Source organism: Kribbella sp. WER1 (assembly GCF_054189145.1).
Genome location: NZ_CM135186.1, coordinates 8,400,154 through 8,421,938, shown reverse-complemented (window position 1 = coordinate 8,421,938; position 21,785 = coordinate 8,400,154). Strand labels below are relative to the sequence as shown.

The 21,785-nt window shown below is 70.3% G+C and carries 26 protein-coding genes; 7 read left to right on the top strand and 19 right to left on the bottom strand.

All coding sequences use genetic code 11. The features are described from left to right. The first annotated feature begins 1 nt into the window (after position 1). Positions 2-1,174 (top strand): acyl-CoA dehydrogenase family protein, encoded by a 1,173-nt coding sequence (locus ACXJJ3_RS40940; protein ID WP_458167443.1) that lies wholly within the window; start codon positions 2-4, stop codon positions 1,172-1,174. A gap of 3 nt (positions 1,175-1,177) precedes the next feature. On the opposite strand, the gene ACXJJ3_RS40935 is transcribed toward ACXJJ3_RS40940, so the two are convergent. From ACXJJ3_RS40935 to ACXJJ3_RS40900, 8 genes are all read right to left on the bottom strand, one after another. Then, positions 1,178-1,441, bottom strand: coding sequence for a hypothetical protein (locus ACXJJ3_RS40935; RefSeq protein ID WP_458167442.1), 264 nt, complete (start codon positions 1,439-1,441; stop codon positions 1,178-1,180). A 20-nt stretch (positions 1,442-1,461) separates the two neighbouring features. Continuing rightward, entirely contained in the window at positions 1,462-2,901 is a 1,440-nt protein-coding gene (locus ACXJJ3_RS40930) for a hydrogenase large subunit (RefSeq protein WP_458167441.1), read from the bottom strand. Further along, a complete protein-coding gene (locus ACXJJ3_RS40925; protein ID WP_458167440.1) occupies positions 2,898-4,391 on the bottom strand; it encodes a proton-conducting transporter transmembrane domain-containing protein in 1,494 nt (497 codons plus the stop codon). The genes ACXJJ3_RS40930 and ACXJJ3_RS40925 overlap by 4 nt, the downstream gene beginning before the upstream one ends. Next, positions 4,391-5,035, bottom strand: a complete 645-nt coding sequence (locus tag ACXJJ3_RS40920; RefSeq protein ID WP_458167439.1) for a hypothetical protein — start codon at positions 5,033-5,035, stop codon at positions 4,391-4,393. The genes ACXJJ3_RS40925 and ACXJJ3_RS40920 overlap by 1 nt, the downstream gene beginning before the upstream one ends. Before the next feature lie 5 nt (positions 5,036-5,040). Beyond that, the gene (locus ACXJJ3_RS40915; protein WP_458167438.1) at positions 5,041-5,970 is read right to left on the bottom strand and encodes a respiratory chain complex I subunit 1 family protein; all 930 of its coding nucleotides are present in this window, start codon (positions 5,968-5,970) and stop codon (positions 5,041-5,043) included. After that, positions 5,967-7,982 (bottom strand): proton-conducting transporter transmembrane domain-containing protein, encoded by a 2,016-nt coding sequence (locus ACXJJ3_RS40910; RefSeq protein ID WP_458167437.1) that lies wholly within the window; start codon positions 7,980-7,982, stop codon positions 5,967-5,969. The genes ACXJJ3_RS40915 and ACXJJ3_RS40910 overlap by 4 nt, the downstream gene beginning before the upstream one ends. Next, complete coding sequence (locus ACXJJ3_RS40905; RefSeq protein ID WP_458167436.1) at positions 7,979-8,452, bottom strand: NADH-quinone oxidoreductase subunit B family protein; 474 nt, start codon at positions 8,450-8,452, stop codon at positions 7,979-7,981. The genes ACXJJ3_RS40910 and ACXJJ3_RS40905 overlap by 4 nt, the downstream gene beginning before the upstream one ends. A gap of 101 nt (positions 8,453-8,553) precedes the next feature. Beyond that, positions 8,554-9,063, bottom strand: coding sequence for a DUF2505 domain-containing protein (locus ACXJJ3_RS40900; RefSeq protein ID WP_458167435.1), 510 nt, complete (start codon positions 9,061-9,063; stop codon positions 8,554-8,556). Positions 9,064-9,245: 182 nt separating this feature from the next. On the opposite strand from ACXJJ3_RS40900, the gene ACXJJ3_RS40895 reads away from it, so the two are divergent. The 4 genes from ACXJJ3_RS40895 to ACXJJ3_RS40880 all read left to right on the top strand — a co-directional run bounded on the left by ACXJJ3_RS40895 (position 9,246) and on the right by ACXJJ3_RS40880 (position 11,138). Further along, positions 9,246-9,824 carry a sigma-70 family RNA polymerase sigma factor gene (locus tag ACXJJ3_RS40895; RefSeq protein WP_458167434.1) on the top strand — a complete coding sequence of 193 codons (579 nt, stop codon included), beginning with the start codon at positions 9,246-9,248 and terminating at the stop codon, positions 9,822-9,824. 21 nt (positions 9,825-9,845) lie between these two features. Continuing rightward, positions 9,846-10,232 (top strand): ArsR/SmtB family transcription factor, encoded by a 387-nt coding sequence (locus tag ACXJJ3_RS40890; protein ID WP_458167432.1) that lies wholly within the window; start codon positions 9,846-9,848, stop codon positions 10,230-10,232. A 151-nt stretch (positions 10,233-10,383) separates the two neighbouring features. Then, a complete protein-coding gene (locus ACXJJ3_RS40885) occupies positions 10,384-10,911 on the top strand; it encodes a hypothetical protein (protein WP_458167431.1) in 528 nt (175 codons plus the stop codon). 14 nt (positions 10,912-10,925) lie between these two features. Next, the gene (locus tag ACXJJ3_RS40880) at positions 10,926-11,138 is read left to right on the top strand and encodes an antitoxin (RefSeq protein ID WP_458167430.1); all 213 of its coding nucleotides are present in this window, start codon (positions 10,926-10,928) and stop codon (positions 11,136-11,138) included. Between the two features lie 48 nt (positions 11,139-11,186). On the opposite strand, the gene ACXJJ3_RS40875 is transcribed toward ACXJJ3_RS40880, so the two are convergent. After that, positions 11,187-11,762, bottom strand: a complete 576-nt coding sequence (locus ACXJJ3_RS40875; protein WP_458167429.1) for a TetR/AcrR family transcriptional regulator — start codon at positions 11,760-11,762, stop codon at positions 11,187-11,189. Between the two features lie 68 nt (positions 11,763-11,830). Between ACXJJ3_RS40875 and ACXJJ3_RS40870 the strand changes: the two genes are divergently transcribed. Further along, complete coding sequence (locus ACXJJ3_RS40870; RefSeq protein ID WP_458167428.1) at positions 11,831-12,787, top strand: zinc-binding dehydrogenase; 957 nt, start codon at positions 11,831-11,833, stop codon at positions 12,785-12,787. Here the strand turns inward: ACXJJ3_RS40870 and ACXJJ3_RS40865 are convergent. From ACXJJ3_RS40865 to ACXJJ3_RS40825, 9 genes are all read right to left on the bottom strand, one after another. Next, positions 12,784-13,248 (bottom strand): hypothetical protein, encoded by a 465-nt coding sequence (locus tag ACXJJ3_RS40865; RefSeq protein WP_458167427.1) that lies wholly within the window; start codon positions 13,246-13,248, stop codon positions 12,784-12,786. The two genes, ACXJJ3_RS40870 and ACXJJ3_RS40865, sit on opposite strands and share 4 nt — an antisense overlap. Positions 13,249-13,356: 108 nt before the next feature. Then, positions 13,357-13,800: an FMN-binding protein gene (locus ACXJJ3_RS40860; protein WP_458167426.1), complete on the bottom strand. Its 444-nt coding sequence runs from the start codon at positions 13,798-13,800 to the stop codon at positions 13,357-13,359. Continuing rightward, on the bottom strand, positions 13,797-14,033 hold the full coding sequence (locus ACXJJ3_RS40855; protein WP_458167425.1) for an FMN-binding protein: 237 nt from the start codon (positions 14,031-14,033) through the stop codon (positions 13,797-13,799). The genes ACXJJ3_RS40860 and ACXJJ3_RS40855 overlap by 4 nt, the downstream gene beginning before the upstream one ends. A 289-nt stretch (positions 14,034-14,322) precedes the next feature. Continuing rightward, on the bottom strand, positions 14,323-15,744 hold the full coding sequence (locus ACXJJ3_RS40850; RefSeq protein WP_458167424.1) for a ferredoxin reductase family protein: 1,422 nt from the start codon (positions 15,742-15,744) through the stop codon (positions 14,323-14,325). Between the two features lie 23 nt (positions 15,745-15,767). Next, the gene (locus ACXJJ3_RS40845) at positions 15,768-16,988 is read right to left on the bottom strand and encodes a sensor histidine kinase (protein WP_458167423.1); all 1,221 of its coding nucleotides are present in this window, start codon (positions 16,986-16,988) and stop codon (positions 15,768-15,770) included. Beyond that, entirely contained in the window at positions 16,985-17,644 is a 660-nt protein-coding gene (locus ACXJJ3_RS40840; RefSeq protein WP_458167422.1) for a response regulator transcription factor, read from the bottom strand. The genes ACXJJ3_RS40845 and ACXJJ3_RS40840 overlap by 4 nt, the downstream gene beginning before the upstream one ends. Next, positions 17,641-18,384, bottom strand: a complete 744-nt coding sequence (locus ACXJJ3_RS40835) for an FAD:protein FMN transferase (protein WP_458167421.1) — start codon at positions 18,382-18,384, stop codon at positions 17,641-17,643. Before ACXJJ3_RS40835 ends, ACXJJ3_RS40840 begins: the two co-directional genes overlap by 4 nt. Beyond that, on the bottom strand, positions 18,381-19,448 hold the full coding sequence (locus tag ACXJJ3_RS40830; RefSeq protein WP_458167419.1) for a glycosyltransferase family 4 protein: 1,068 nt from the start codon (positions 19,446-19,448) through the stop codon (positions 18,381-18,383). The genes ACXJJ3_RS40835 and ACXJJ3_RS40830 overlap by 4 nt, the downstream gene beginning before the upstream one ends. Then, positions 19,445-20,446 (bottom strand): lysylphosphatidylglycerol synthase transmembrane domain-containing protein, encoded by a 1,002-nt coding sequence (locus ACXJJ3_RS40825; RefSeq protein ID WP_458167418.1) that lies wholly within the window; start codon positions 20,444-20,446, stop codon positions 19,445-19,447. The genes ACXJJ3_RS40830 and ACXJJ3_RS40825 overlap by 4 nt, the downstream gene beginning before the upstream one ends. 81 nt (positions 20,447-20,527) lie before the next feature. Between ACXJJ3_RS40825 and ACXJJ3_RS40820 the strand changes: the two genes are divergently transcribed. Continuing rightward, the gene (locus tag ACXJJ3_RS40820; RefSeq protein ID WP_458167417.1) at positions 20,528-21,349 is read left to right on the top strand and encodes a PIG-L deacetylase family protein; all 822 of its coding nucleotides are present in this window, start codon (positions 20,528-20,530) and stop codon (positions 21,347-21,349) included. Here the strand turns inward: ACXJJ3_RS40820 and ACXJJ3_RS40815 are convergent. Next, a complete protein-coding gene (locus ACXJJ3_RS40815; protein ID WP_458167416.1) occupies positions 21,346-21,771 on the bottom strand; it encodes a DUF6069 family protein in 426 nt (141 codons plus the stop codon). The genes ACXJJ3_RS40820 and ACXJJ3_RS40815 overlap by 4 nt on opposite strands. Between the last annotated feature and the right edge of the window lie 14 nt (positions 21,772-21,785).

The window sequence follows — 21,785 nt, the reverse complement described above, 5'->3', positions numbered from 1 at the left end:
CATGACCACCGACCCGATCGACTTCTACGGCCTCGAGCTGCTGCTCGACCAGCGCGACCGCGAGCGGCTGCACGCGGTCCGCGAGTTCGGCGACAAGCAGGTCGCGCCGATCATCAACGACTACTGGAGCCGGGCCGCGTTCCCGTTCGAGCTGATCCCGGCGCTGCGCGACCTCCGCATCGTCGGTACGCCGTACGAAGGGTACGGCTGCCCCGGGCGGAGCTTCCTGCTGGACGGGCTGATCGCGATGGAGCTCAGCACCGCGGACCCGTCGATCGCGACGTTCTTCGGCGTCCACAGCGGGCTGTCGATGGGGTCGATCTACCTGTGCGGATCCGAGCAGCAGAAGCAGCGCTGGCTGCCGGCAATGGCCCGGCTGGAGCTGATCGGCGCGTTCGGGCTGACCGAACCCGAGGTCGGGTCCGGCGCGTCCCGCGGGCTGCAGACCACGGCCCGGCGCGACGGCGGCACGTGGGTGCTGAACGGGCAGAAGAAGTGGATCGGGAACGCGACGTTCGCCGACCTCACCGTGATCTGGGCGCGCGACGTCGAGGACGGTCAGGTGAAGGGGTTCGTGGTCGAGAAGGACACGCCTGGCTTCAGTACGTCGAAGCTCGAGGACAAGATGGCGCTCCGCGTCGTACAGAACGCGCTGATCACGCTGGACGACGTACGCGTCCCGGAGGCGAACCGGTTGGCTCGGGCGAACTCGTTCCGCGACACCGCGAAGGTACTGCTGATGACGCGCGCCGGGGTCGCGTGGATGTCGGTCGGCTGCGCGCGCGGTGCGTACCGGCACGCCTTGGCGTACGCGCGCGACCGGCAGCAGTTCGGCCGCCCGATCGCCGGCTTCCAGCTCGTCCAGGACCTGCTGGTCCGGATGCTCGCCAACACCACCGCCTCCGCGACCCTCTGCGCGCGACTCTCGCAGCTGCAGGACGGCGGCGTCGCGTACGACGAACACGCGTCGCTCGCGAAGGCGTTCTGCACCACCCGGATGCGCGAGACCGTCGGCTACGCGCGCGAACTCCTCGGCGGCAACGGCATCCTCCTCGAACACAACGTCGGCCGGTACGTCGCCGACGCCGAGGCCATCTACTCCTACGAAGGCACCCGCGAGATGAACACGCTGATCGTCGGCCGCTCGATCACCGGGCTGTCCGCGTTCGCCTGAGCGTCAGAAGATCCAGAAACCGGTGACCACGGTCGGGAGGATGCCGACGAGCAGCCACAGCGAGAGCGGGTTGCGCCGGTGGATCAACCGCATACCGGCGATCGTGACCAGCCCGATGACCGCGGACATCAGCCAGAGGCCGATCCCCCGGCCGCGGTCGTGCCGGGCGAAACCGATGCTGTAGACGGCGAGCGATACGGCCGGGACGCTGCCGACGTGGAACAGGATCACCGACGCGACCCACTTCTGGACGGTCTCGATCTTCATCGGCCTGGGCTGGCGGCGTTTCATAGGTCGTTCCCTGCGTAGGAGAGGTTGAAGCTCTTGTTGGTCAGCGGGAAGTCCGGGACGATCGTGTCCGCGAGCGCAACCGGGAGTGCCGGCCAATTGAAGAACGACGGGTCGACGATCTTCAGCCGGGACACGGTACCGTCCGGGGCGAACTCGACGCGGTGCGCGATCGTGCCGCGCCAGCCTTCGACCAGCCCGACGCCGGACGATCGTCCGGCGTCGCGCCGGGTAGTCGCGACTTCGGCGTTCAGCTGTGGGCCGGTGGCCAGCAGCTCTTCGATGAGAGCCACGGACGCGTGGATCTCGTCCACGCGGCTCAGGAGCCGCGCGAGGACGTCACCGCCGGTCTGGGCGGCCGGTCGTACGCCGGTGGTCAGTGGGGTGAACGGGTGCTCGCGGCGCGCGTCGTGGTCCAGTCCGCTGGCGCGGGCGACGTACCCGAGGGTGCCGAGGTCGCGGGCCTGGTCCGGCGTCAGGATCGCGGTACCGGTCATCCGGTCGCGGACAACACTGTTGGCGAGCGCGAGGTCCACGACCTCCTGGATGTCGGCGGTGATCGCGGTGAGTTCGTCGATCGCGGGCAGGCTGTCGACGCGGACGGCGCCGGGCGTGATCGCGCCGCGGAGCAGGCGGTGGCCGGTGGTGGTCTTGTTCAGCCGGAGGAGCTGCTCGCGGATGCGTTGCGCGTGGGCGTTCGCGATGCCGTGGCCGACGTCGTTGCACAGGGCACCGATATCGGTGACGTGGTTGTAGAGGCGTTCGAGTTCCAGGAGGACGGCGCGGACGGTCTGCGCCTCGGGCGGGACGGCCCAGCCGTGGGCCTCCTCGACCGCCAGGCAGAACGCGAGCGCGTGGCCGACGGTGGTGTCGCCGGAGATCCGTTCGGCGAGCGGCAGTACGTCCGCCGGTAGATTGCCCTCGGCAAGTTTCTCGATGCCCTTGTGGACGAACCACAGGCGGGCCTTGAGTTTCAGGACGGTCTCGCCGACGACAGAGAACCGGAAATGCCCGGGTTCGATCAGGCCGGCGTGGATCGGGCCGACCGGGATCTCGTACACGCCGGTGCCGTCGACGGTCAGGAACGGGTACGGCTCGTCGACGTCGCCGAACGCGGGCGGCTCGCCGGCGTCACGACGCAGGGGGTGCCAGTCCTGCGGCCAGTGCTGATGCAGTACCAACCGCCGGGGCAGCGGGTGGTCGACCGCCTCGATCCCGAACAGGTCCTGCAGCTCCCGCTCGAACCGCCCCGCCGGGAACGACAGCCGCGCCAGGCTCGGTATCCGCGGCTCGTCGCGCGGCACCCGCACCACCACCTCCTCCCGCCGCCCGGGAGCAACAAACAGGTACACCACCCGGAACGAGTCCCCATCATCGTGCCCAGCCACCAACGCCAGCCGGAACCCCTCCGCCAACAGTCGTGCGGCCCGCTCGCTCATCGAACCCCCACAATCGCCCCGGCCACATCCAGCAACCGCCCCAACGGCCACCCCACAACCCCCAACACCGCCACCAAAACCAACCCCACCACCAAGGGAACAACCACAACCCCACGCACCCCCACACCCTCAGCGGGCGCGGCGCCGCCGGGTGTGACACCACCTGTCAGTTTTTCGGGGCCCAGGAGGAGGCTGGTGGTTTTGGTGGTGATGGCTGTGAAGGCGACCAGGAGGAGCAGCAGGACCGCGGCCACTGGCCAGAGGAGGTGGGTGTTGAGGCCGGCTCGGAGGAGGGCGAGTTCGCTGGTGAAGAGGCTGAACGGCGGCAGGCCGAGGAGGGCTACCAAGCCGGTGGCGAAGAGGCCCGCGAGGAGTGGTGCGCGGGTGAAGAGGGCTCGCACGGACGCGATGCGGGTGGTGTGTTCCCGGTTCAGGATCTCGCCGGCCGTGCAGAACAGGACGGACTTGGTGAGGCCGTGGCCGACGACGTGCAGGAGGGTGGCGGCCACAGCCAGCGGCGTACCGATGGCGAGACCGATCGCGGCCAGCGACATGTGTTCGATGCTCGAGTAGGCGAGCAGGCGTTTGTAGTCGCGTTGTGCGAGCAGCAGACCGGCGGCCAGCAAGAGAGAGCCAAGAGCAACGGTCAGCAGGAGAGCACGCACGAAGCCGGGACCAGCCGACCCGACAGCGATCACCCGGTAGCGAGCGAGCGCGTAGACGGCGACCGGCAGCAGCACGCCCGACATCAGCGCCGACACCGGTGCCGGCGCCTGGCTGTGTGCGTCCGGGAGCCAGCTGTGCAGCGGGATCAGCCCGGCCTTGGTCCCGAACCCGAGCACCAGCAGCCCGAACGCCAGCCGCATCACGCCCTGGTCCAACTCCCCCGCATGCGCCGCCAGCACCGTCCAGTCGAGCGTCCCGTGCGCGGCGAATCCGGCCTGCTTCGCCGCGTAGTTCACCAGCACCGTCCCGAGGTACGCCAGCGCGATCCCGACCGAGCAGATCACGACGTACTTCCAGGTGGCCTCCAGTGACCGGCGCGACCCGCGGTGCCCGACCAGGAACGCGGTCACGATCGTCGTCGCCTCGATCGCCGCCCACAGCAGCCCGAGGTTGTTCGCGACCACGGCCAGCACCATCGTCGCGAGGAACAGCGGCACGAGTACGCCGTACCGCCGCGCCCCGGCCGCGTCCGTCCGTCCCGCCGCGAGCTCGTCCTCGACGTACCCGAGTCCGCAACAGGTCGCGATTAGCCCGACCGCGCCGATCACGATCAGCAGCACCGCCGCCAGCGCATCGATCCGCAGCCAGCTCCCGGCCGCGACGGCACCACCGTCCACCACCGACACCGCCGTACCGACGCCCACCGCCAGCACCGCGCCCGCCGCGACGATCGCCCCGGCACCGACCGATCGCCGCCACCCCATCGCCAACGCCGCCGCCGCGGCGAGGACCGGGGCGAGCAGGGCCACCAAGACAACGCCCATCAGTCGTGCAACTCCCGCAACTCGTCGATGTCCGTCCCGCCGAACGCGGCGCGCAGCCGAGCCGTCAGCACCTGCAGCACGAGCACCACCAGCAGTACGTCGAGCGACACGGCCAGCTCGACCACCCCGGGGACACCACCCGTGATCAGGAACGCGGTCGCCGCGATCCCGTTGTCCAGCACCAGGAACCCGACGATCTGCGACAACGCCCGCCGCCGCGTGACCAGGACGAAGAACCCGATCAGCACCATCGCCAGCCCGACCGGTACCGCGTGCGTCTCGGCCGTCGGCGACAACCGCACGATCGGCCGGCTCGCGGCGTACGCGAGCAGTGTCAGCAGGGCGGCCGCGACGATCGACGCGGGCACGTTCACGATCGGCTCGGTCTCCCGCGCCTCACCGCTGTCCCGCAGTACCCGCCGCAGGATCCCCGGCACTACGACCGCCTTCAGCACGAGTACGCCGACCGCGACCACGCCGAGCTCGACGCTGCCCAGGCGTACGGCGAGAGTCCCCGCCAGCGCGCCGAGCAGTACGCCCTGCAGGACGAGCAACCGCACGATCGCGGCGAACTCCCGCCGCCACAGCACGAGCACCGACGACAGCAAGAGGCCGCCGCAGATCAGGTAGAGCCACTGGGTCATCGCGATCACGCCAGAAAGAAGGAGGACGACACGGCCAGGACACCGAACAGGAACGAGCCCGCGAGCAACTCCGGCACCCGGAACAGCCGCAGCTTCGCCATGAACACCTCGCCCGCGGCAAGCACCGCGCCCACGACCGCGACCTTCACGACGAACACCACCGCGCCGCCGAGCAACGCCGGCGGCGACTCCGACGTCGCGATCCCCCACGGCGCGAACAGGTTCACCCACAATCCAAGCAGCACGGTCAGCCGCAGCGCGGAGGCGAATTCGACCAGCGCGAGGTCGCGCCCGGAGTACTCGAGCACCATCGCCTCGTGGATCATCGTCAGCTCGAGATGCGTCGACGGGTTGTCGACCGGGAGCCGCCCGGCCTCCGCGATCACCACGACGGCGAGCGCGACTGCCGCGAGCAGCGCCGCGGGCGACAGCAGGTCCCCGGGCGCCTGGTTGCCGCGCTCGACGATTGCCGCCAGGTTCGTCGACCCGGCGCGCGCCGACAAAGCGAAACCGGCCAGCAGGATCGTGGGTTCGGCCAACGCCGCCACCGTGATCTCGCGACTCGCGCCCATCCCGCCGAACGCCGTACCGGTGTCCAGCCCGGCGAGCGCCAGCGCGACGGTGCCGAGCAGTAGCAAGGCGACGACCGCGAACAGGTCCGCGACACCGTCCAACGGCGACACCGTGGCGACGAACGGCGCGACGGCGGCGATCAGCAACGTCGTCGCGGCCAGTACGGCGGGCGCCGCGACGAACACCCAACTGGAGCCCTCCGGCGAGATCGGCTCCTTCCGGAACAGCTTCCGCAGGTCCCGCCACGGCTGCCCGATCCCAGCGCCGGCCCGTCCCTCCATGAGCGCACGCACCTGCCGCATCAGGCCCACGAGGTACGGCGCGACGACGACCAGCACCACCAACTGCAGTACCGCGCTCATGTCACCAGCCCCACGACGACGAGGACGACGACGAGCCCGAGCAGACCGAGCGCGAGGTACCGGTGGACGCTCCCGTTCTGCAGCCGGCTGATCAGCCGGCCGACGCGCATCCCGCCGGCGAGCACCGGCGGGTACAGCAGGTTCTCGAGCCGGTCGTCGACCCGCTGCCGGTACTGCACGCTCTGGATCAGGTACTGCGATTCCGCATGATGCGTGACGTCGACGTCGGACTCCGGCCGCAGTACGTCGTCGAACACCCGCGTCAACGGCTCCGCGAACGAGGTCGCCGTGTACTCCATCCGCGGATCGAGGCGGGTCCCGCCGCACCCCCACACCAACGCCCGGCGCCGCGGCAGCCCGCGCCGGATCAGCACGACGACCAGCAACGCCGCGACGAGCAACCCGGCCAGGATCAGCAGCGGCGACATCCGCCCCTCGATCCCGGCCGGCCGCAGCGTCACGCCACCGCGGAACGGATCCTGGTCGCGGACCGTGGGCAGCGTGCCGAGTACGGCGGTCAACGCCGGGCCGAGCGCGGCCGGGACGATCGCCAGCACGGCACACGCGGCCGCGATCAGGAACATCGCGCCTGTCATCGTCGCCGGCGCCTCGCGGGGCTCCGCCGCCTTCGGAGAACGCGGGCGAGCCAGGAACCCGACGCCGAACGCCTTCACAAACGTCGCCACGCCGAGCCCCGCGGTCAACGCGACCACGCCGACGGCGAGCGGCATCGCGACCGCCACCACGGTGCCGGCGCCGGGCAGCCCGTGGATCAGCCCCTGGACGAGCAGCCACTCGGAGACGAACCCGTTCCCGGGCGGCAGCGCGGCCGCGGCCAACGCGCCGACGCCGAACAGCGCGGTCGTCACGGGCATCCGCGACACCAGGCCACCGAGCTCGTCGAGGTCACGCGTGCCGGTGGACCGCAGTACCGATCCGGCGCCGAAGAACAAGAGGGTCTTGAAGCCGGCGTGGTTCACCGCGTGCAGCACACCGGCCGCGATCAGCAGGCTCGCGAGCGTCCGGTTGCCGTCGGCAGCGAACATCCCGCCCGCTCCGACCGCGAGCAGGATCAGCCCGAGGTTCTCGGTGGTCGAGTACCCGAGCAGGCGCTTCAGGTCGGTGGCGACACTCGCCTGCAGTACGCCGTACACGGCCGACAGCGCGCCGACCGTCAGGACGAGCAGCCACCACCAGCGCGGGCCGCCGCCGAGCAGGTCGAACCCGACGCGGAGTACGCCGTACAGCCCGAGCGTCACCATGGCCGCCGACATCAGCGCCGACACGTGGCTCGGCGCCTCGGGATGCGCGCGCGGCAACCACACGTGCAGCGGTACCAGGCCCGCCTTGGATCCGAAGCCCACGAACACCAGCACGAACACGATCGACTTCGCCGCCGGCGAGAGTTGCGCGGTTCGCAGTACGTCGAACGACTCGCCGCCCGCCTCCGACGCGAACAGGACCAGGCCGAGCAGGATCAGCACGAGCCCGGCGTGCGTCATCGCGCCGTACCAGACGCCCGCGTCGCGGACCGCGGGACGCAGGCGGTGCTCGGCCAGGACCAGGGCGAGCGAGGTCAGCGCCATCAGCTCCCACAGGACCAGGAAGGTCGTCACGTTCGCGGCCGCCGGCACCAGGATCATCGCGGCGACGAACACCGGCAGCAACGCCTGCGCCGTGCGCGAGCCGGCACCATGAGCGCCCGCATGGTCCGTGTAGCCGATGCCGTACAGACCCGCGACGACCGCGACGCCGCCGATCAGCGCGCAGAACACGCCCGAGAGCGCATCCACCCGGATCGATGCCTCGCTGAACGGCAACAGTTCCCGGACACTGACGCCGTACGTCGCTCCGCTCAACGCCGCCGCGCCCGCCAGCACGCCGAACGCCCCGATCGCCGTCGTCGACACGCCCGCGACGACGGCCCGCGGGCGCGGACCGAGCAGTGCGGCGCCGACCGCACCGAGCCCGGCGGCGACCAGTACGCCGAGCAGCGCGAACCCGATCGTCATCGCCCGGTCAGGTCCCGCAGCGCCGCGACGATCGCCGGCGGCTCCGGCGGGCACCCGCGGACCACGACGTCCACCGGGATCACGTCCGCGACCGCGCCCTCGACGCCGTACCCGCCCTCGAACACGCCGCAGTTGTGCGCGCAGTCCCCGACCGCGACCACCCGCTTCGGCGCCGGCGTCGCGTCGTACGCCTTCCGCAACGGGTCGGCCATGTTCCGCGTCACCGGACCGGTCACCAGCAGTACGTCGGCATGCCGGGGCGAGGCGACCAGGCGGGCGCCGTACCGCTCGGCGTCGTACACCGGGCCGAAGGCGGACCCGATCTCGATCTCGCAGCCGTTGCAGGATCCGGCGTCGACGTGCCGGACCTGCGCCGAGCCGCGCAGCGCGACGTCCTGAGCCGGCGCCCGCTCCGGGGCAGGCTCGGCGACCCGGCCGGTCGACCGGATCTTGCGTAACAGGCCTCTCAACGAACCGTCCTCCACAGGATGCGCACTGCATGCGATCACGAATTGAAGAATTCTGCAACTCGTGAACTCGTGGAGAGACGGTCAGCGCGCCGCCGGAAGGGTCAGAGGGAGCCGGACAGCCACCGTGAAGCGACCTTGAACTTGTTCTCGAGACGGGCCCGAACCGCGTCCGCGACCAGCTGCTCGAGGGTGCCGCGGACAACCGGCAGCGAGGCGGTGATGTTCAGGTCGAAGGCCTGCTTCGTACCGCGTCCGACCGGCAGGATGCGCGTCATACCGGCCACCTTCACGGTCGCGCCGGCGACCCCCGCCGTCCCCGTGACGCCGCCGTCGACGTCGGCCTCGCGGGCCCCGTCGACGCCCGCGCGATGCCAGAGCTTGGACTGCTCCAGCTCCAGCTTGTGACCGACGAACCGGCGCGCCACCACCGGCACCTCGGAGACCATCCAGTGGACCTTCACCGCGACGTCGTCACCCTCGTCGCCCACCTGCACCCCGTACGACTGCGCCCGCAACTGCTCGAAGACCTGCTCCTGGAACGTGATGTCGGTGATCATCGCGAAGACTTCCTCCGGAGAGGCGTCGTACGAGGTGGCGAGGGTCAGATGCATGCGCCCCATCTTGCACCGGACGGCAACACGCGGTCACCGGCACTGCAGCTTCCGGCCGGGCCGCAGGATTTTGCGTCGCGGACGAATACTCGGTGGAAGGGTGGTGACACGATGGGCGACATTCGGTAACCTTTTCGTGATGTTCACGGCGTAGCTGACTGAGAACGGGGCTTGGGAAGCGCATGCACATCGCCACAGCTAGACGCACCGTCCACACCGAAGACGACGAGGAGGAGGAACTGGTCCGGCTCGCGCAAGCGGGTGACGGGGCGGCCTTCGGGCGGCTCTACGACCGGTACCTGCCGTCGATCTACCGGTACACCTACAGCAAGACCTCGTCGCGCAGTGCGGCCGAGGACCTGACCAGCGAGACGTTCCTGCGGGCGTTCCGCGCGATCGCCCGCCGGCCGCGAGCCCATCTCAACTTCGCGGCCTGGCTGGTCACGATCGCGAGGAACGTGGTGATCGACCACCACCGCTCCGGCTGGAGCCGGCTGGCGATCGTCACCGACGAGGTCGACCCGCAGGTCGACGAGGCGATCGGCCCGGAAGCGGCCGCGCTCGCCTCGGTCGGCGAGGCGTCGTTGCGGGCCGCGCTCGGCGGACTGCCGGAGGATCAGCGCGAATGCCTGCTGCTGCGCTTCTTCGCCGGCCTGTCGATCAACGAGACCGCGACCGCGATGGACCGCACCGACGGCGCGATCAAACAACTCCAGTTCCGCGCCACCAACAGGCTGCGCCGGATACTCAAGGATCTCTGACCGCCCACTATTGTTGGGGAGGTGAGTACGCCGCTGTACCGGGTCAAGGCCGACTTCTTCAAGACGCTCGGCCATCCGGCGCGGATCCGGGTGCTCGAGTTGCTCAGCGAGCGGGACCACTCGGTGGCCGAGATCCTCACCGACGTGGGCATCGAGCCGACCAGCTTGTCGCAGCAGCTCGCGGTCCTGCGAAGGTCCGGGCTGGTGTCGAGCCGCAAGCACGGGTCGACGGTGATCTACTCGCTGACCAGTCCGGAGGTCGCGGAGCTGCTGCGGGTGGCGCGGTCGATCCTGACCGGCATGCTCTCCGAACAGGCCGAGTTGCTGCAGGATCTGCAGGAACCGCTGGCCGCGGCGAAGGACCGTCGTCCGGCACGCGCCGGACGACGAACCCGGCGTACGGCCTGAGAGAGCGCTGAGTGCGGGCTGAGGATTCGGGTGGCCGGTTCGTGAAGGCACGCAAAACACGGGACAGAAGTGCTTGCGCCACCTCATACCTTCCGGTAGGAAAGGGCGGGCGCCATCCGGCGACAACTCATATCTCACGGGGAGATATCACATGAGCAATCCTTACGACGAAGACCAGCGCAACGACAGCCAGTACGGCGAGCAGGGTGGTCGGGAGGACTCCGGCAACAACTACGGTTCCGGGGACCAGGGCAACAACTCGGGCAACGACTACGGCCGGGATTCCAGCGGAGGGGAATCCGGCGGCTCGTACGGCAACGACCGGAACGACGGCGGCAACGACTACAACCAGGGCGGCGACTCCGACCGCTCCGGTGGCCGGTCCGGCGGCGACTACGGCCAGCGCGGTGACTCGGGCAACGACTCGGGCAGCAGCTACGGCAACGACTCCGGGAACGACTCCGGCAGCAGCTACGGCAACGACTCGGGCAACGACTCGCGTGACGGTGGCAGCAGCTACGGTTCGGGCAACGACTCGAACGACTCCGACGGCGGCGGCTACGGCCAGCGCCAGGAGTCGGGCTACGGCTCGCACAGCAACGACAACCGTAACGACAACGAGGGTTCGGGCGGCGGCTACGGCTCGTCGAACGACGACAACAACAACTACGGAAACTGATCGGGGATCAGAACATGGGTGTTTTCGACAACATCAAGGACGCGGCTGAGGGCCTGAAGGAGAAGGCCGCGGACCTGATCGACGGTCACGAGGACAAGGTCGGCGAGGGCCTGGACAAGGCCGGCGAGTTCGTCGACGAGAAGACCGGCGGCAAGTACGGCGACCAGATCGACAAGGGTGTTGACGTCGCGAAGGACCAGGTCAACAACCTGAACAACGAAGGCTGATCGCAGCCTTGAGCTGAGAGGCGGCCGTGGACCTGGTCCACGGCCGCCTCAGGCATTTGCCTGAAAAGCCTGCACGGTAAGGGCTGCGAACCGCCGCGACGCCGCCTGCCGCGCCGCCGGCGTGGACGCGTGCAGCCCGCGATGCGCGGTCAGTATGATCACCAGGTCGCTCAGCTGGAAGTCCCGGCGCAACTTCCCGCGCGCCTTCGCCCGCCGCGCCAGCTTCCCCACCGACGTCAGCGTGAGCTCGCGACTGGTACGACTGTCCACCGCGTCCGGGTACGTCGCCAGGAATGCGTCGGTGAATCCGCGGTTGTGCACATGCAGCTCGCAGATCCGATCGATCACCAGGCAGAACCCTTCCCACGGATCGTCCGCGGCCAGCCCGTCCTCGACGATCTGCCGGCAGGCCTGCTCCTGTTCGGCGAACGCCGCGGCCGCCAGGTCCTGCTTGGTCGGGAACCTCCGGTACAGCGTCGCCGGTCCGACACCGGCCTCCCGCGCGATGTCCCGCATCGGCACGGTCAGCCCGGACCGCGCGAACAGCGTCCGCGCCGCCGCCAGGATCCGCTCGCGGTTGTCCTCCGCGTCGGCGCGCAGTTTCCGAGACAAACGATCCGTCACGTCTCTCACTCTAGCCAACCGGACGCAGGCGTCCACTTAGTCTCGGAGACAGTCGAGAGGAGACAGCAGTGAAGGCAGTGGCCATCAAGGCGTTCGGCGGACCCGAGGGACTGAGCGTCGTCGACCTGCCGGCGCCCGAGCCGGGTTCCGGTCAGGTCCAGATCGCGGTCGAGGCAATCGGCGTCGGCGGTGTCGACGCGCTGATCCGCAGCGGATCGTTGTCCGCCTGGGGATTCCGCGAAGGGCTCGTCCCGGGCTCGGAGGTCGCCGGGACGGTGGTTGCCGTCGGCCCCGATACGGACCGGTCCTGGATCGGGCAGCGGGTCTGGGCGTTCACCGGCCTCGGCGGCGGGTACGCCGAGCAGGCGACCGCCGCGGTCGAGGACGTCGTACCGTTGCCACCCGGGCTGTCCGCGGCGGGCTCGGTGACGCTCGGGAGTTCCGGTGTGGTCGCGCACTTCGGGCTCGCGCACGCGCACTTCCGCCCGGGTGACTCCGTCCTGGTCCGCGGAGCGGCCGGCAGCATCGGCATCCTCACGGTGCACCTCGCCGCGCGGGGCGGTGCGTCCGCGGTGGCGGTGACGACCTCGTCCGCCGAACGTGGCGAGCGGCTGCGGGAGGCCGGCGCGACGCATGTGCTCGACCGTTCCGGTGCGGGTGACGCTCCCCCGGCGTACGACGTGATCATCGACGTCGTCGGCGGTCCCGACGTACCGGCGTTCCTCGACAGGCTGGCGCCGAACGGGCGGTACGTCGCGGTCGGGGCGATCGCCGGGCCGCCGCCGGCCGACCTGGTGACGGTACTGATGGCGAACTTCCGGAAGTCGTTGTCGTTCGCAACGTTCAGCGCGGACACCGTGGCCGTCGCGGATCGTCAGGCCGTTCGCAGCGCGCAGTTCGCCGCCGCGGTAAGAAGCGAGCTGCCGCTGGTGATTCACGAGCAGTTGCCGCTCGACGATGCGGCGGCCGCGCATCGGAAGATGCAGGACGGCGAGGTGTTCGGGCGGATCGTGCTGAGGCCCTAGTCTTCGTCGGGTTCGCTGGTTGTGGCGAGTTCGATGAGGCGTTCGGCGACCTGGACACAGCGTTCCTCGGCGCGGCCACGGGAGGTGCCGGTGTAGCGCAGCCGGGCGGTCGCGGTGAGCGGCTCGGCGCGCACCTCGATCAGCGCGCCGCCCGGCCGCGACTGCACCTTGATCCAGATCCGGACCCAGCCGCCGAGACCGCTGCGCAGCCGCAGGACCAGTTCGTCCTCAGGACGCCAGCGTTCGACCAGCGCGACTGTCAGGTGCCGGTTCTCGGCGTGCCGCATGCGCGGTTCGCGGCCGTCGTACCGTTGCACGACGCTGCCCTTCTGCGGCCAGTTCGCTCCGGCGCGGACCTCCGGCGGGACGGCGACCATCCAGTCCGCGAACAGCGCGGGGTCCTGGATCACCGCCATGACGGCGTCCACGCCAACAGCGCCGAACCGCCATGCCATCACCATCCGAAGCCGCTTCCCTGTCCGCAACACGTGGTCCCGTGTCTATCAGGTAGCACCCCGGTCTGGCACGTTTCACACGGCCGGCTGAACCGTCAACGAACTCCGCCGGTCTCAACCGGCGCTACGGAAATGCGCTGCGTCCAGAGCGGACTGCAGCGAGCGACGGTATCCGTCAGAGGTAAACGTTGCCCCGGACACCGTATCGATGTGGAAGCTCTGCGCGGCCAGCGCTTCCTGCTTCAGCTGCGGCAGTGCGTACGAGCTGATCTCGCGGTCGCGTCCGCCGGACGACGGGTAGACGAGTGCGTCGACCGCGACCAGCTTGCTCGATCGGACGGTGATGCGTACCTGCACGGGGCCGTAGCGGGTGCCGGCCGACGTACCGTTCACGGTGATGTCGCCGGTCGACGTACTCACGATGCCGGGAGCGGCGGTCGGTGCCGCGTGCCCGACCTGGTTGGTGCTGGTCGGGTAGAGGAAAAGCAGCAAGAGCAGTACGCCGGTGCCGCCGCCGACGACGAGGTTGCGGCGGAGTCGCTCGGCGTGCGCGGTCACAGCGCGCCCGCTTGGTGCGCGGCGTCGAGGGCGGACTGCAGCGACTGGCGGTAACCGCCGGAGGTGAAGGTGGCGCCGGAGACGGTGTCGATGTTGGCGTTCTGCGCGGCCATCGTTTCCTGGTCGAGCTGCGGGACGGCGTAGCTGTTGATCTGGTTGGTGCGGCCGTCGCCGCTCGGGTGCTGGAGGGTGTGTGCCTTGGTGATCTTGCCGCCGGTGACCGAGACCTCCACCTGCACGGGACCGTACTGCGTGTCGACGACACCGCCCGCGACCACGACGGACTTGGGGCGAGGCTTCGAGGGGGTAGGACGGGGCGTGATTGGTGTCGGGCGCCTGTGGGTCGGGTGTGGTGGAGGCGAAGGTGAACGTGTAGGCGTTTGCGTTTGGGTGTTGACGACTGCGGCTGTGCCTGTGGTAGGGCCTTGCTGTTGCAGGCTTGTGCGGAAGGCCAGGGCGACCACGGCTGTCGTCGCGACCGTCATCAACAATCGGATACCGCGCCTCACGTTCGGTCTCCTTTCACCATGAGAAACGTTCCTGGTGCAACTGGGCCGGGGGCAGACCGACCTTCAGAACCGCGGCCGCGACCGCGTCCATCCACGGATCCGGCCCGCACACATACACGTCGTACTCCGTGATCCCCGGCACCAGCCGTCGTACGGCGTACTCGTCCGACCACGACGCCGCGCCGTCCGGCAGCCACGACCGGCGGCGGCGCAACCGCGGCCCGAGCAGGTAGTGCACCGCGATCCCCCGCCGGCGCGCCAGCTGCTCCAGCTCGTCGCGGAACACCAGGTCCTCCTCGCTGTGCGCGCGATACACCAGCACCGCCTCCCCCGGCCGGTACTCGAGCTCCTCGAGCAACGCCCGGAGCGGCGTGATACCGATGCCGCAGGCAAACATCGCGACCCGGCCGGTGACCCGGCGCTCCGCGGTCAGTCGTCCGTACGGCCCCTCGACCGCGACCCGCGTCCCGGGCCGCAGCCGCGCCAGCCGGCTGCTGCCGTCACCGGCGGCCTTCGCCGTCACCCGAAGCCGATCCGGTGCAGGCGAGGCAGACAACGAGTACGGATTACCCCGCGACCAGCCGGGTCCGTCGAGGAACCGGAACACGAAGTACTGCCCGGCCCGGACCGGCATCCGATGCAGCCCGCGCCCGCCGATCAGCACCGTCACCACGCCCGGCGCCTCCTGGATCACCTCACGCACCGTGAGCCCGTGCCGCAACGTCCGCCAGGCCGGCAGCAGTACCCGGTACAGCACGATCGCCCCGGCCGCGACGCCGTACGCCGTCCACCAGTAGACCTGCGCCAGGCGCGACGTCGAGAAGTCCGCACCGGTCCAGATCTCGTGCGGGACCGACAGCCCGACGCCGAGGTACGCGTACAGGTGCAGCAGGTGCCACGACTCGTACCGCAGCACCTTCCGGGCCGCGCGGATCGACGTCACCACCACCAACGTCAGCGCGATCGCGGCCGCCGTCGCGAGCAGCATCCCGCCGTACGTCGTGACGACCGTCCACGTCTCGTGCAGCAGGTCGTTGTGGTCGCGGAGCGTGTACCCGACCAAGATCAGCGCGATGTGCGCGAGCAGCAGGTTGAACGACCAGAAGCCGACCAGCCGGTGCCGCCGGGCGAGCTCGTCCTGCCCGTAGCTGCGTTCGATCATCGGCACCCGCGCCATCAGGAACACCTGCACGAGCAGCAGATCCGCCGCGACCAGCCCGGAGAGCCGGCCGAGGGACGTCAGCAGATCTGCCGGCCCGCTGAACAGGTTCTGCAGGCCGCGGCCCGAGACCCACAGCGCGACGACCACCAGCACGCTCGCCCAGCAGGAGATGCCGACCGCGTCCCGCCACCAGGACGGTGTCCTGGGCGCCCGGCGCCGCCGGTGCGGGATCCGCGGTCTGCTGATCGCCGGTGCGGCTCCGCGGGTGGTCATGCCTCGACGATGCCCGCGGATTCTTAGCTCTTCCTTGGACCGTCCTCGCGGAGCGCCGGAAGGACCAGTTCGAACGTCGCCCCGATCTCGCTCGGCGCCAGCCGCAGTTGCCCGCCGAACCGGTTCGCGACGTCGTGCGCGAGTGCCAGCCCGAGCCCGTAGTGCACCCGGCCGCCACGGTGCCCGCTGGAGTCGAACCGCCGCAGGACCCGCTCCGCGGCCTCGGGAGCGATCCCGGACCCGGTGTCACTGACCGACAGGATCACGTCCCGGCGCTGTTTCCGGACGCCGATCCGCACCTCGCCGCCGCGCGGTGTGTGATCGATCGCATTGTCCACCAGCGCGATCGCCGCCCGCCGGATCGCGCTCGGCGAACCGAGCGCAGGCGCGCTGTCACGGTCCGACGCCGCCCGCACCCGCACTCCCACCTGCTCGGCATGCGCGCCCGCCGCCTCGGCGACGTCGTATGCGAGACCGACCAGGTCGACCGGCACCTGCTCCTCCGCCCGGCGCGGGTCGGCGGCCGCGAGCAGGTCGTCGACGACCTCGGTCAACCGCCGCGTGTCCCGGACCACGCCGTCCGCGTCGTCCAGTACCTGATCGCTCGCGCCGTCGCGGTGCAACGACCGCCCGAGCAACTGTGCGCGCGTACTCAGCAACGTCAACGGCGTCCGCAGTTCGTGTCCCGCATTCGCCACGAACGCGCGCTGCAACGTCAACGCCTGCGCCAACGGCCGTACGGCGCGCCGCCCGATCAGCACGCCCAGCAACCCGGCGAGCAGCAGCGAGAGCACCGCGGCGAGTCCCATCGCCTGCAGCATCCGGGCCTGTTCCTTGTGCTGCGACGTCAGGTCGAGGACGGCCTGCACCGGGCGGCCCTTCACCAGCCCCGTGGCAATCCGGTACTCCCCGTCGTCGTCCTCGATCGTCGTCACCTGGATCCGATTCGCGGCCTCGGTCCGCAGCGCCGTCAGGTCGGGCCGCAGATCGGCGGGCAACCCGGGCGACGCCGAGTCGCCCATCACCAGCCACGCACCGGCCGGCGGATCGCTGACGTCGTCGGCGGTGGCGACCGCGGATCGGAGCAGGTCGTCGGCCGCCCCGGACTGCCCGTGGATCATCACCACCGTGACGAGCACGATCAGCAGCAGCATCGCCAGCGCGACGAGCGCCGCGGCCTGTACGGCGACGCCGCGCGCGGCACGCCGTACCAGCACCTCGTCGCCGATCGGACGCCCGTTCACGGACCACCCAGCCGATAGCCGAGGCCGCGCACCGTATTGATCACGCCCTGCCCGAGCTTCCGCCGGCAGTAGTGCACGTACGTGTCCACGACGGTCTCGGACTCCGCGTCGTCGAAGACCCGGTCCAGCAGATCCGCACGGCTGAACACGACGCCGGGACGCGCCGCCAGCAGCCCGAGCAGATCGGCCTCCCGCTCCGACAGCTCCACCCGCTCACCTGTGTCGCGCTGCACCGTCCGGGTCGAGAGATCGAGCATGCCGCCCGGTACGGCGAGTTGCACCGCGTGGTCCAGGTGCCGCCGGAGCAGCGCCCGGAGGCGGGCCAGCAGTTCGGTCAGCTCGAACGGCTTGGTCAGGTAGTCCTCCGCGCCGGCATCGAGACCTTCGACGCGGTCCTCGGTGCTGTTCCGCGCCGACAGCACGAGGATCGGCGTACCGACGCCACGGCTGCGCAGCCGGGCGATCAGGTCCAGCCCTTCGACCGCCGGCAGTCCGCGGTCGACGATCATCGCGTCGAACGGACGGGTCAGTGCGACGTGCAACCCGGTGTGCCCGTCGGCGGCCAGCTTCACGGCGTACCCCTCGTCGCCGAGCACCCGCCCGAGCATGCCGGCCAGGTCCGCGTCGTCCTCGATCAGCAGGATCCGGCCGGTCACGCCACGCCCCACCCGGGGGTCGCCTGAAGGTTGCCGTCGGCAAGCACGCCGAGCCCTTCGTAGCCCGGCAGCAGGACCGTCGGCCAGTCGTCCCCGGCGACGAACGCGGCCGTCGCGAGGATGTCGGCGTACTCCAGGGACGCTCCGCTGACCGAGACCGACAGCCACCGGCCGGCTGCCGCCCGGCCGGTCCGCGGGTCGTACAGGTGCTCGCCGCGGGCCGCCGTACCGCTGGTCGCCACCGCTCCGCCGGTCCGCGCCAGGCTCGCGACCACCCGGCCCGGGTCGTGCGGGTCCTGGATGCCGATCGTGAACGGTGCCCCGCTCGGGCAGACGACCAGGACGTCGCCGCCCGCGTTCAGGCACCAGTCGACGCCGTCCACCGCCCGCAGCCGGTCGCCGGCCCGCTCGACCGCCCAGCCCTTCACCAGCCCGGACGGGTCCCAGCCGCCGTCCGGCAGGTCCGCGTCGAACAGCCCGCCGGTCATCTCCCGCGCCGCGGCGCACCGCTCGGCGACATCGCGGACGTCGGGTTCGACGCTGCCCCAGCCGACCTCGCCACGCCCCAGCCGGCTCACGTCGCTGTCCGGCTTGTACGGCGAGAACACCCGGTCGACCTCGACGAGCTCGGCGTACAGCTCCTTGACCGCGGCCTCCGCCGCAGCGGACTCGGCGTACTCTCCCCGGGCCAGCACGCTGATGGGCAAACCCATCACCTGCTCGACCCAGCTCCGCCTCATGATGCCGAGGCTAGAGAGCCTTCCCTGAGGACAAGCTGAGCCTGGTACGCCGCCACATGCTGGGCGATCACACGCTCCCAGGTCATGCTCGGCAGCGTGTGCTGGTTGTACTGCTGCAGCCGATGCAGTACGGCGGGATTGGTCAGCAACGCCGCCGTGGTCCGGGCCATCTCGTGGTCGGTGTCGACGAGGTAGCCCTCGATGCCGTTCCGGATGAACTCGCCGACGCCGCCCGTCGACATCGCCACCACCGGCAGCCCGGCGCACCGCGCCTCGAGCGCCGCGACGCCGAACGACTCCAGCTCCGCGGGCGCCAGGTAGACGTCGGAGGACGCGTACAGCTGCTGCAACTCGTACCGCGTCAACCGCCCGGGCAGCTCCACCCACGGCGCGAAGTCCCGCCGGCGCGCGTCCAGCGCCCGTTCGCGCGGCCCGGCGCCGGCGATCACGCCGCGCAGCGGGATGTGCGACGGTACGAGATCTCGGACCGCCGCGAGGGTGTCGAGGAGTGCGAGCGGTCTTTTCCGGCGGGCGAGCCGCATCGTGCTCACGATCGTCAACGGGTGCTCGGGACGCTGCTTCGACCGCCACGCCGCCGGGTCGACGCCGTTGTGCAGTACGTCGACCGTCCGCCCCGGCAGCGCCCGCCGGATCACGTTCGCGACCGCTCCGCTGACCGCGGTCCAGGCGACCTTCCCCATGTACCGGTCGAGCTGCGCCAGCGGCCACGGCATCGTGGGGCCGGGCAACGAGTGCACGGTGACGATCGCGGACCTAGCCAGCCGGGCCGCGCGCCAGGCCAGTGGCGACACGATCGACGAGTGCGCGTGCACGATGTCGAACGACGGCAGCTCGGACCGCAGCCGGTCGACCGACGACGGCGACGGCATCCCGGCGACCGACGGCAGCCGGACCACCGGTACGCCGGACGTCTGTCCCTCCTGGAGCGTGTACACCGTGACGTCGTGACCGGCACGGAGCAGGTTCACGGCGAGATCGTGGACCTGCAGCTCGATGCCGCCGAGCGCCGGCAGGTAGACGTCGCTGACCAGCGCGATCCTCATGCCGTCACCGCCTGCGTCCGGCGCTGCAAGGAGGTCCAGATCGCCAGCATCACACCGCCCACCGGGATCTCCATCAGGAACGTGAAGCCGCGGAACAGCAGCAGCCCCGCAGCAACGCCTGCGGGGTCGCCACCGAGCGCGACCAACGCGGCCGACGTACCGATCTCGACCACGCCGGCGCTGCCCGGGGTGATCGCGACCAGCGTCAGCAGCCGCTCCACAGCCAGCGCCGTGAACAGCACCGCCAGGCCGAGGGGTACGTGCAACACCTGGAAGCACAGCCACAGCAGCGCCAGCTGCAGCGCGAGGTACGCGACCATCCCGCCTGTCATCGGCCGCCAGCCGGTGCGCATCAGCTGCAGCGTCGTCCGCCGGAACCGGGGAAGCCGTTCCTCGAGACGCGAACGCCGGAACACCTTGTCCAACTGGCGGCCGATGGCCTTGGCGACCCGCTCGTCCGCCAGGATCCAGACGCCGAGCAGTACGGCGACCGGTACCGGCAGGAACAGCAGGCTGCTCGGGCCGAACGCGGCCGCGCTGTGCAGGATCGGCACCAGGCCGAGCGCGATCGCGATCACCCCGAGTTTCGACACCACGTTCAGCAACGTCGTCACGGTGATGAAGCCGCCGAACGCCCGCCGGGTAAAGCCCCAGCGGCGCACCATCGTGAAGTTCAGCGCCGTACCGACGGCGCCGCCGAGCGGGAGAACGTTTGCCACCGCGCTGCCGGTGAGGCTGAGCGTCAGCGCGCGGCGCTTCGTCAGTCCGGGCAGGGACGCGGCCAGGACGAACGAATGTGCCCACAGTCCGGCGATCCACACAACTGCGAGCAGAATCAGCGAGCCGACCGACACCCGCGCGAGTACATCGCCGACCTCGTGCCAGGTCGACCCGACCGCTCGTGGCAGGAACACCACGAGGGCCCCCGTTACCAACGCACTCAGGACGGACGTCAGCAGCCGCCGTCGCCAACCCGCAAGCCGTTCTCGCTCGTTCATCGGTACCAGCCTGTCGCGCCGGTGCTGAGAGGGTGCTGAGAGCAACTGGCCCGGGGGCGTACGGCATGCCATGCTCGGGGCATGGCCGGGCCGTACACCCTGGTCGCGTTCCATGCGCACCCGGACGACGAGGCCCTGCTGATGGGCGGCACCTTGGCGCGGCTCGCCGCGGAAGGGCATCGCGTCGTGCTCGCGGTGGCCACCGACGGCGAGGCCGGGGCGGCCGCTTCGTCGTACCGCTCCGGGCCCGGGCTGGCGGCGTACCGGCGCGACGAACTGGAGCGCTCAGCCAGAGCGCTCGGCTGTTCCCGGGTCGTTCGTTTCGGTTTCAAGGACTCTGGGTCGTCGGGGCCACCCACGGACGACGGTTTCAGTACACTCCCGGTCGCGGACGCAGCGCAACCGTTGATCGAGCTGCTCCGGGAGGAGCAGGCCGACGCGCTCACCGTCTACGACCCGGCCGGCGGCTACGGCCACCCCGATCACCGGCAGGTCTACACAGTTGGTACGTACGCCGCCGAACAAGCCGGCACCCCGCTGGTGCTCGAGGCAACGATCGACCGCCGGCTCATCCGCCGCCTGATCCGGATCGTGACCACCCTCCCCGGCGTACTCCCCGCGGTGACGCTGGCGGCTTACGACCACGCCTACTCCCCCAGCACCGCGATCACCCACCGGGTCGACGTACGCCGCTACACCCGCCAGAAACGAGCCTCCTTCGAGGCCCACGCCAGCCAGGCCACCGCCGACACCGGCGACCGCACCCTGGGCCTACTCCTCAAACTCCCCCACTGGCTCTTCCGCACCATGCTCGGCCACGAATGGTACGTAGAACACAACCGCACCCCCGGCCCGCCACTCGACGACCTCTTCACCTCCCTCAAGCAACAACCAGAGATTTAGAGAGGGCGCGCAGCCCCGTAACTGGTGAGCTGATAAGCGGGTACGGCGACGGCGGTTACTACTCCGTGCATCAGCATCAGGGCGGCTACGGCTGTTGTGGTGGTGTTAGGGATGAACTTGGTGGCCAGGAGCAACAGGTCTGGGAGTAGTGACAGGAGCAGGACGAGTGGGACCACGAGTTTGACGGTGGACGGGGAGCGGCGGCGGATGGTTGTCCAGCCTAGGTAGCCGGCGCCTACTCCGAGCAGGGTCAGGGGGACGAAGACGGGAGCGGTGAGGGGCGCGAAGGCGGGGTTTGCTCCGAGGGTGATGGCGATGCGGGCCACCAGGTAGTTGAGGGCGGCTGCGAGGACTGCGGCGCCGACGAGGGTGACGTACCGGCGGCGGGCAGTTGTCTCGGGGTGGACGTCGAGCAAAGTCATCGGGCACCTCCAGA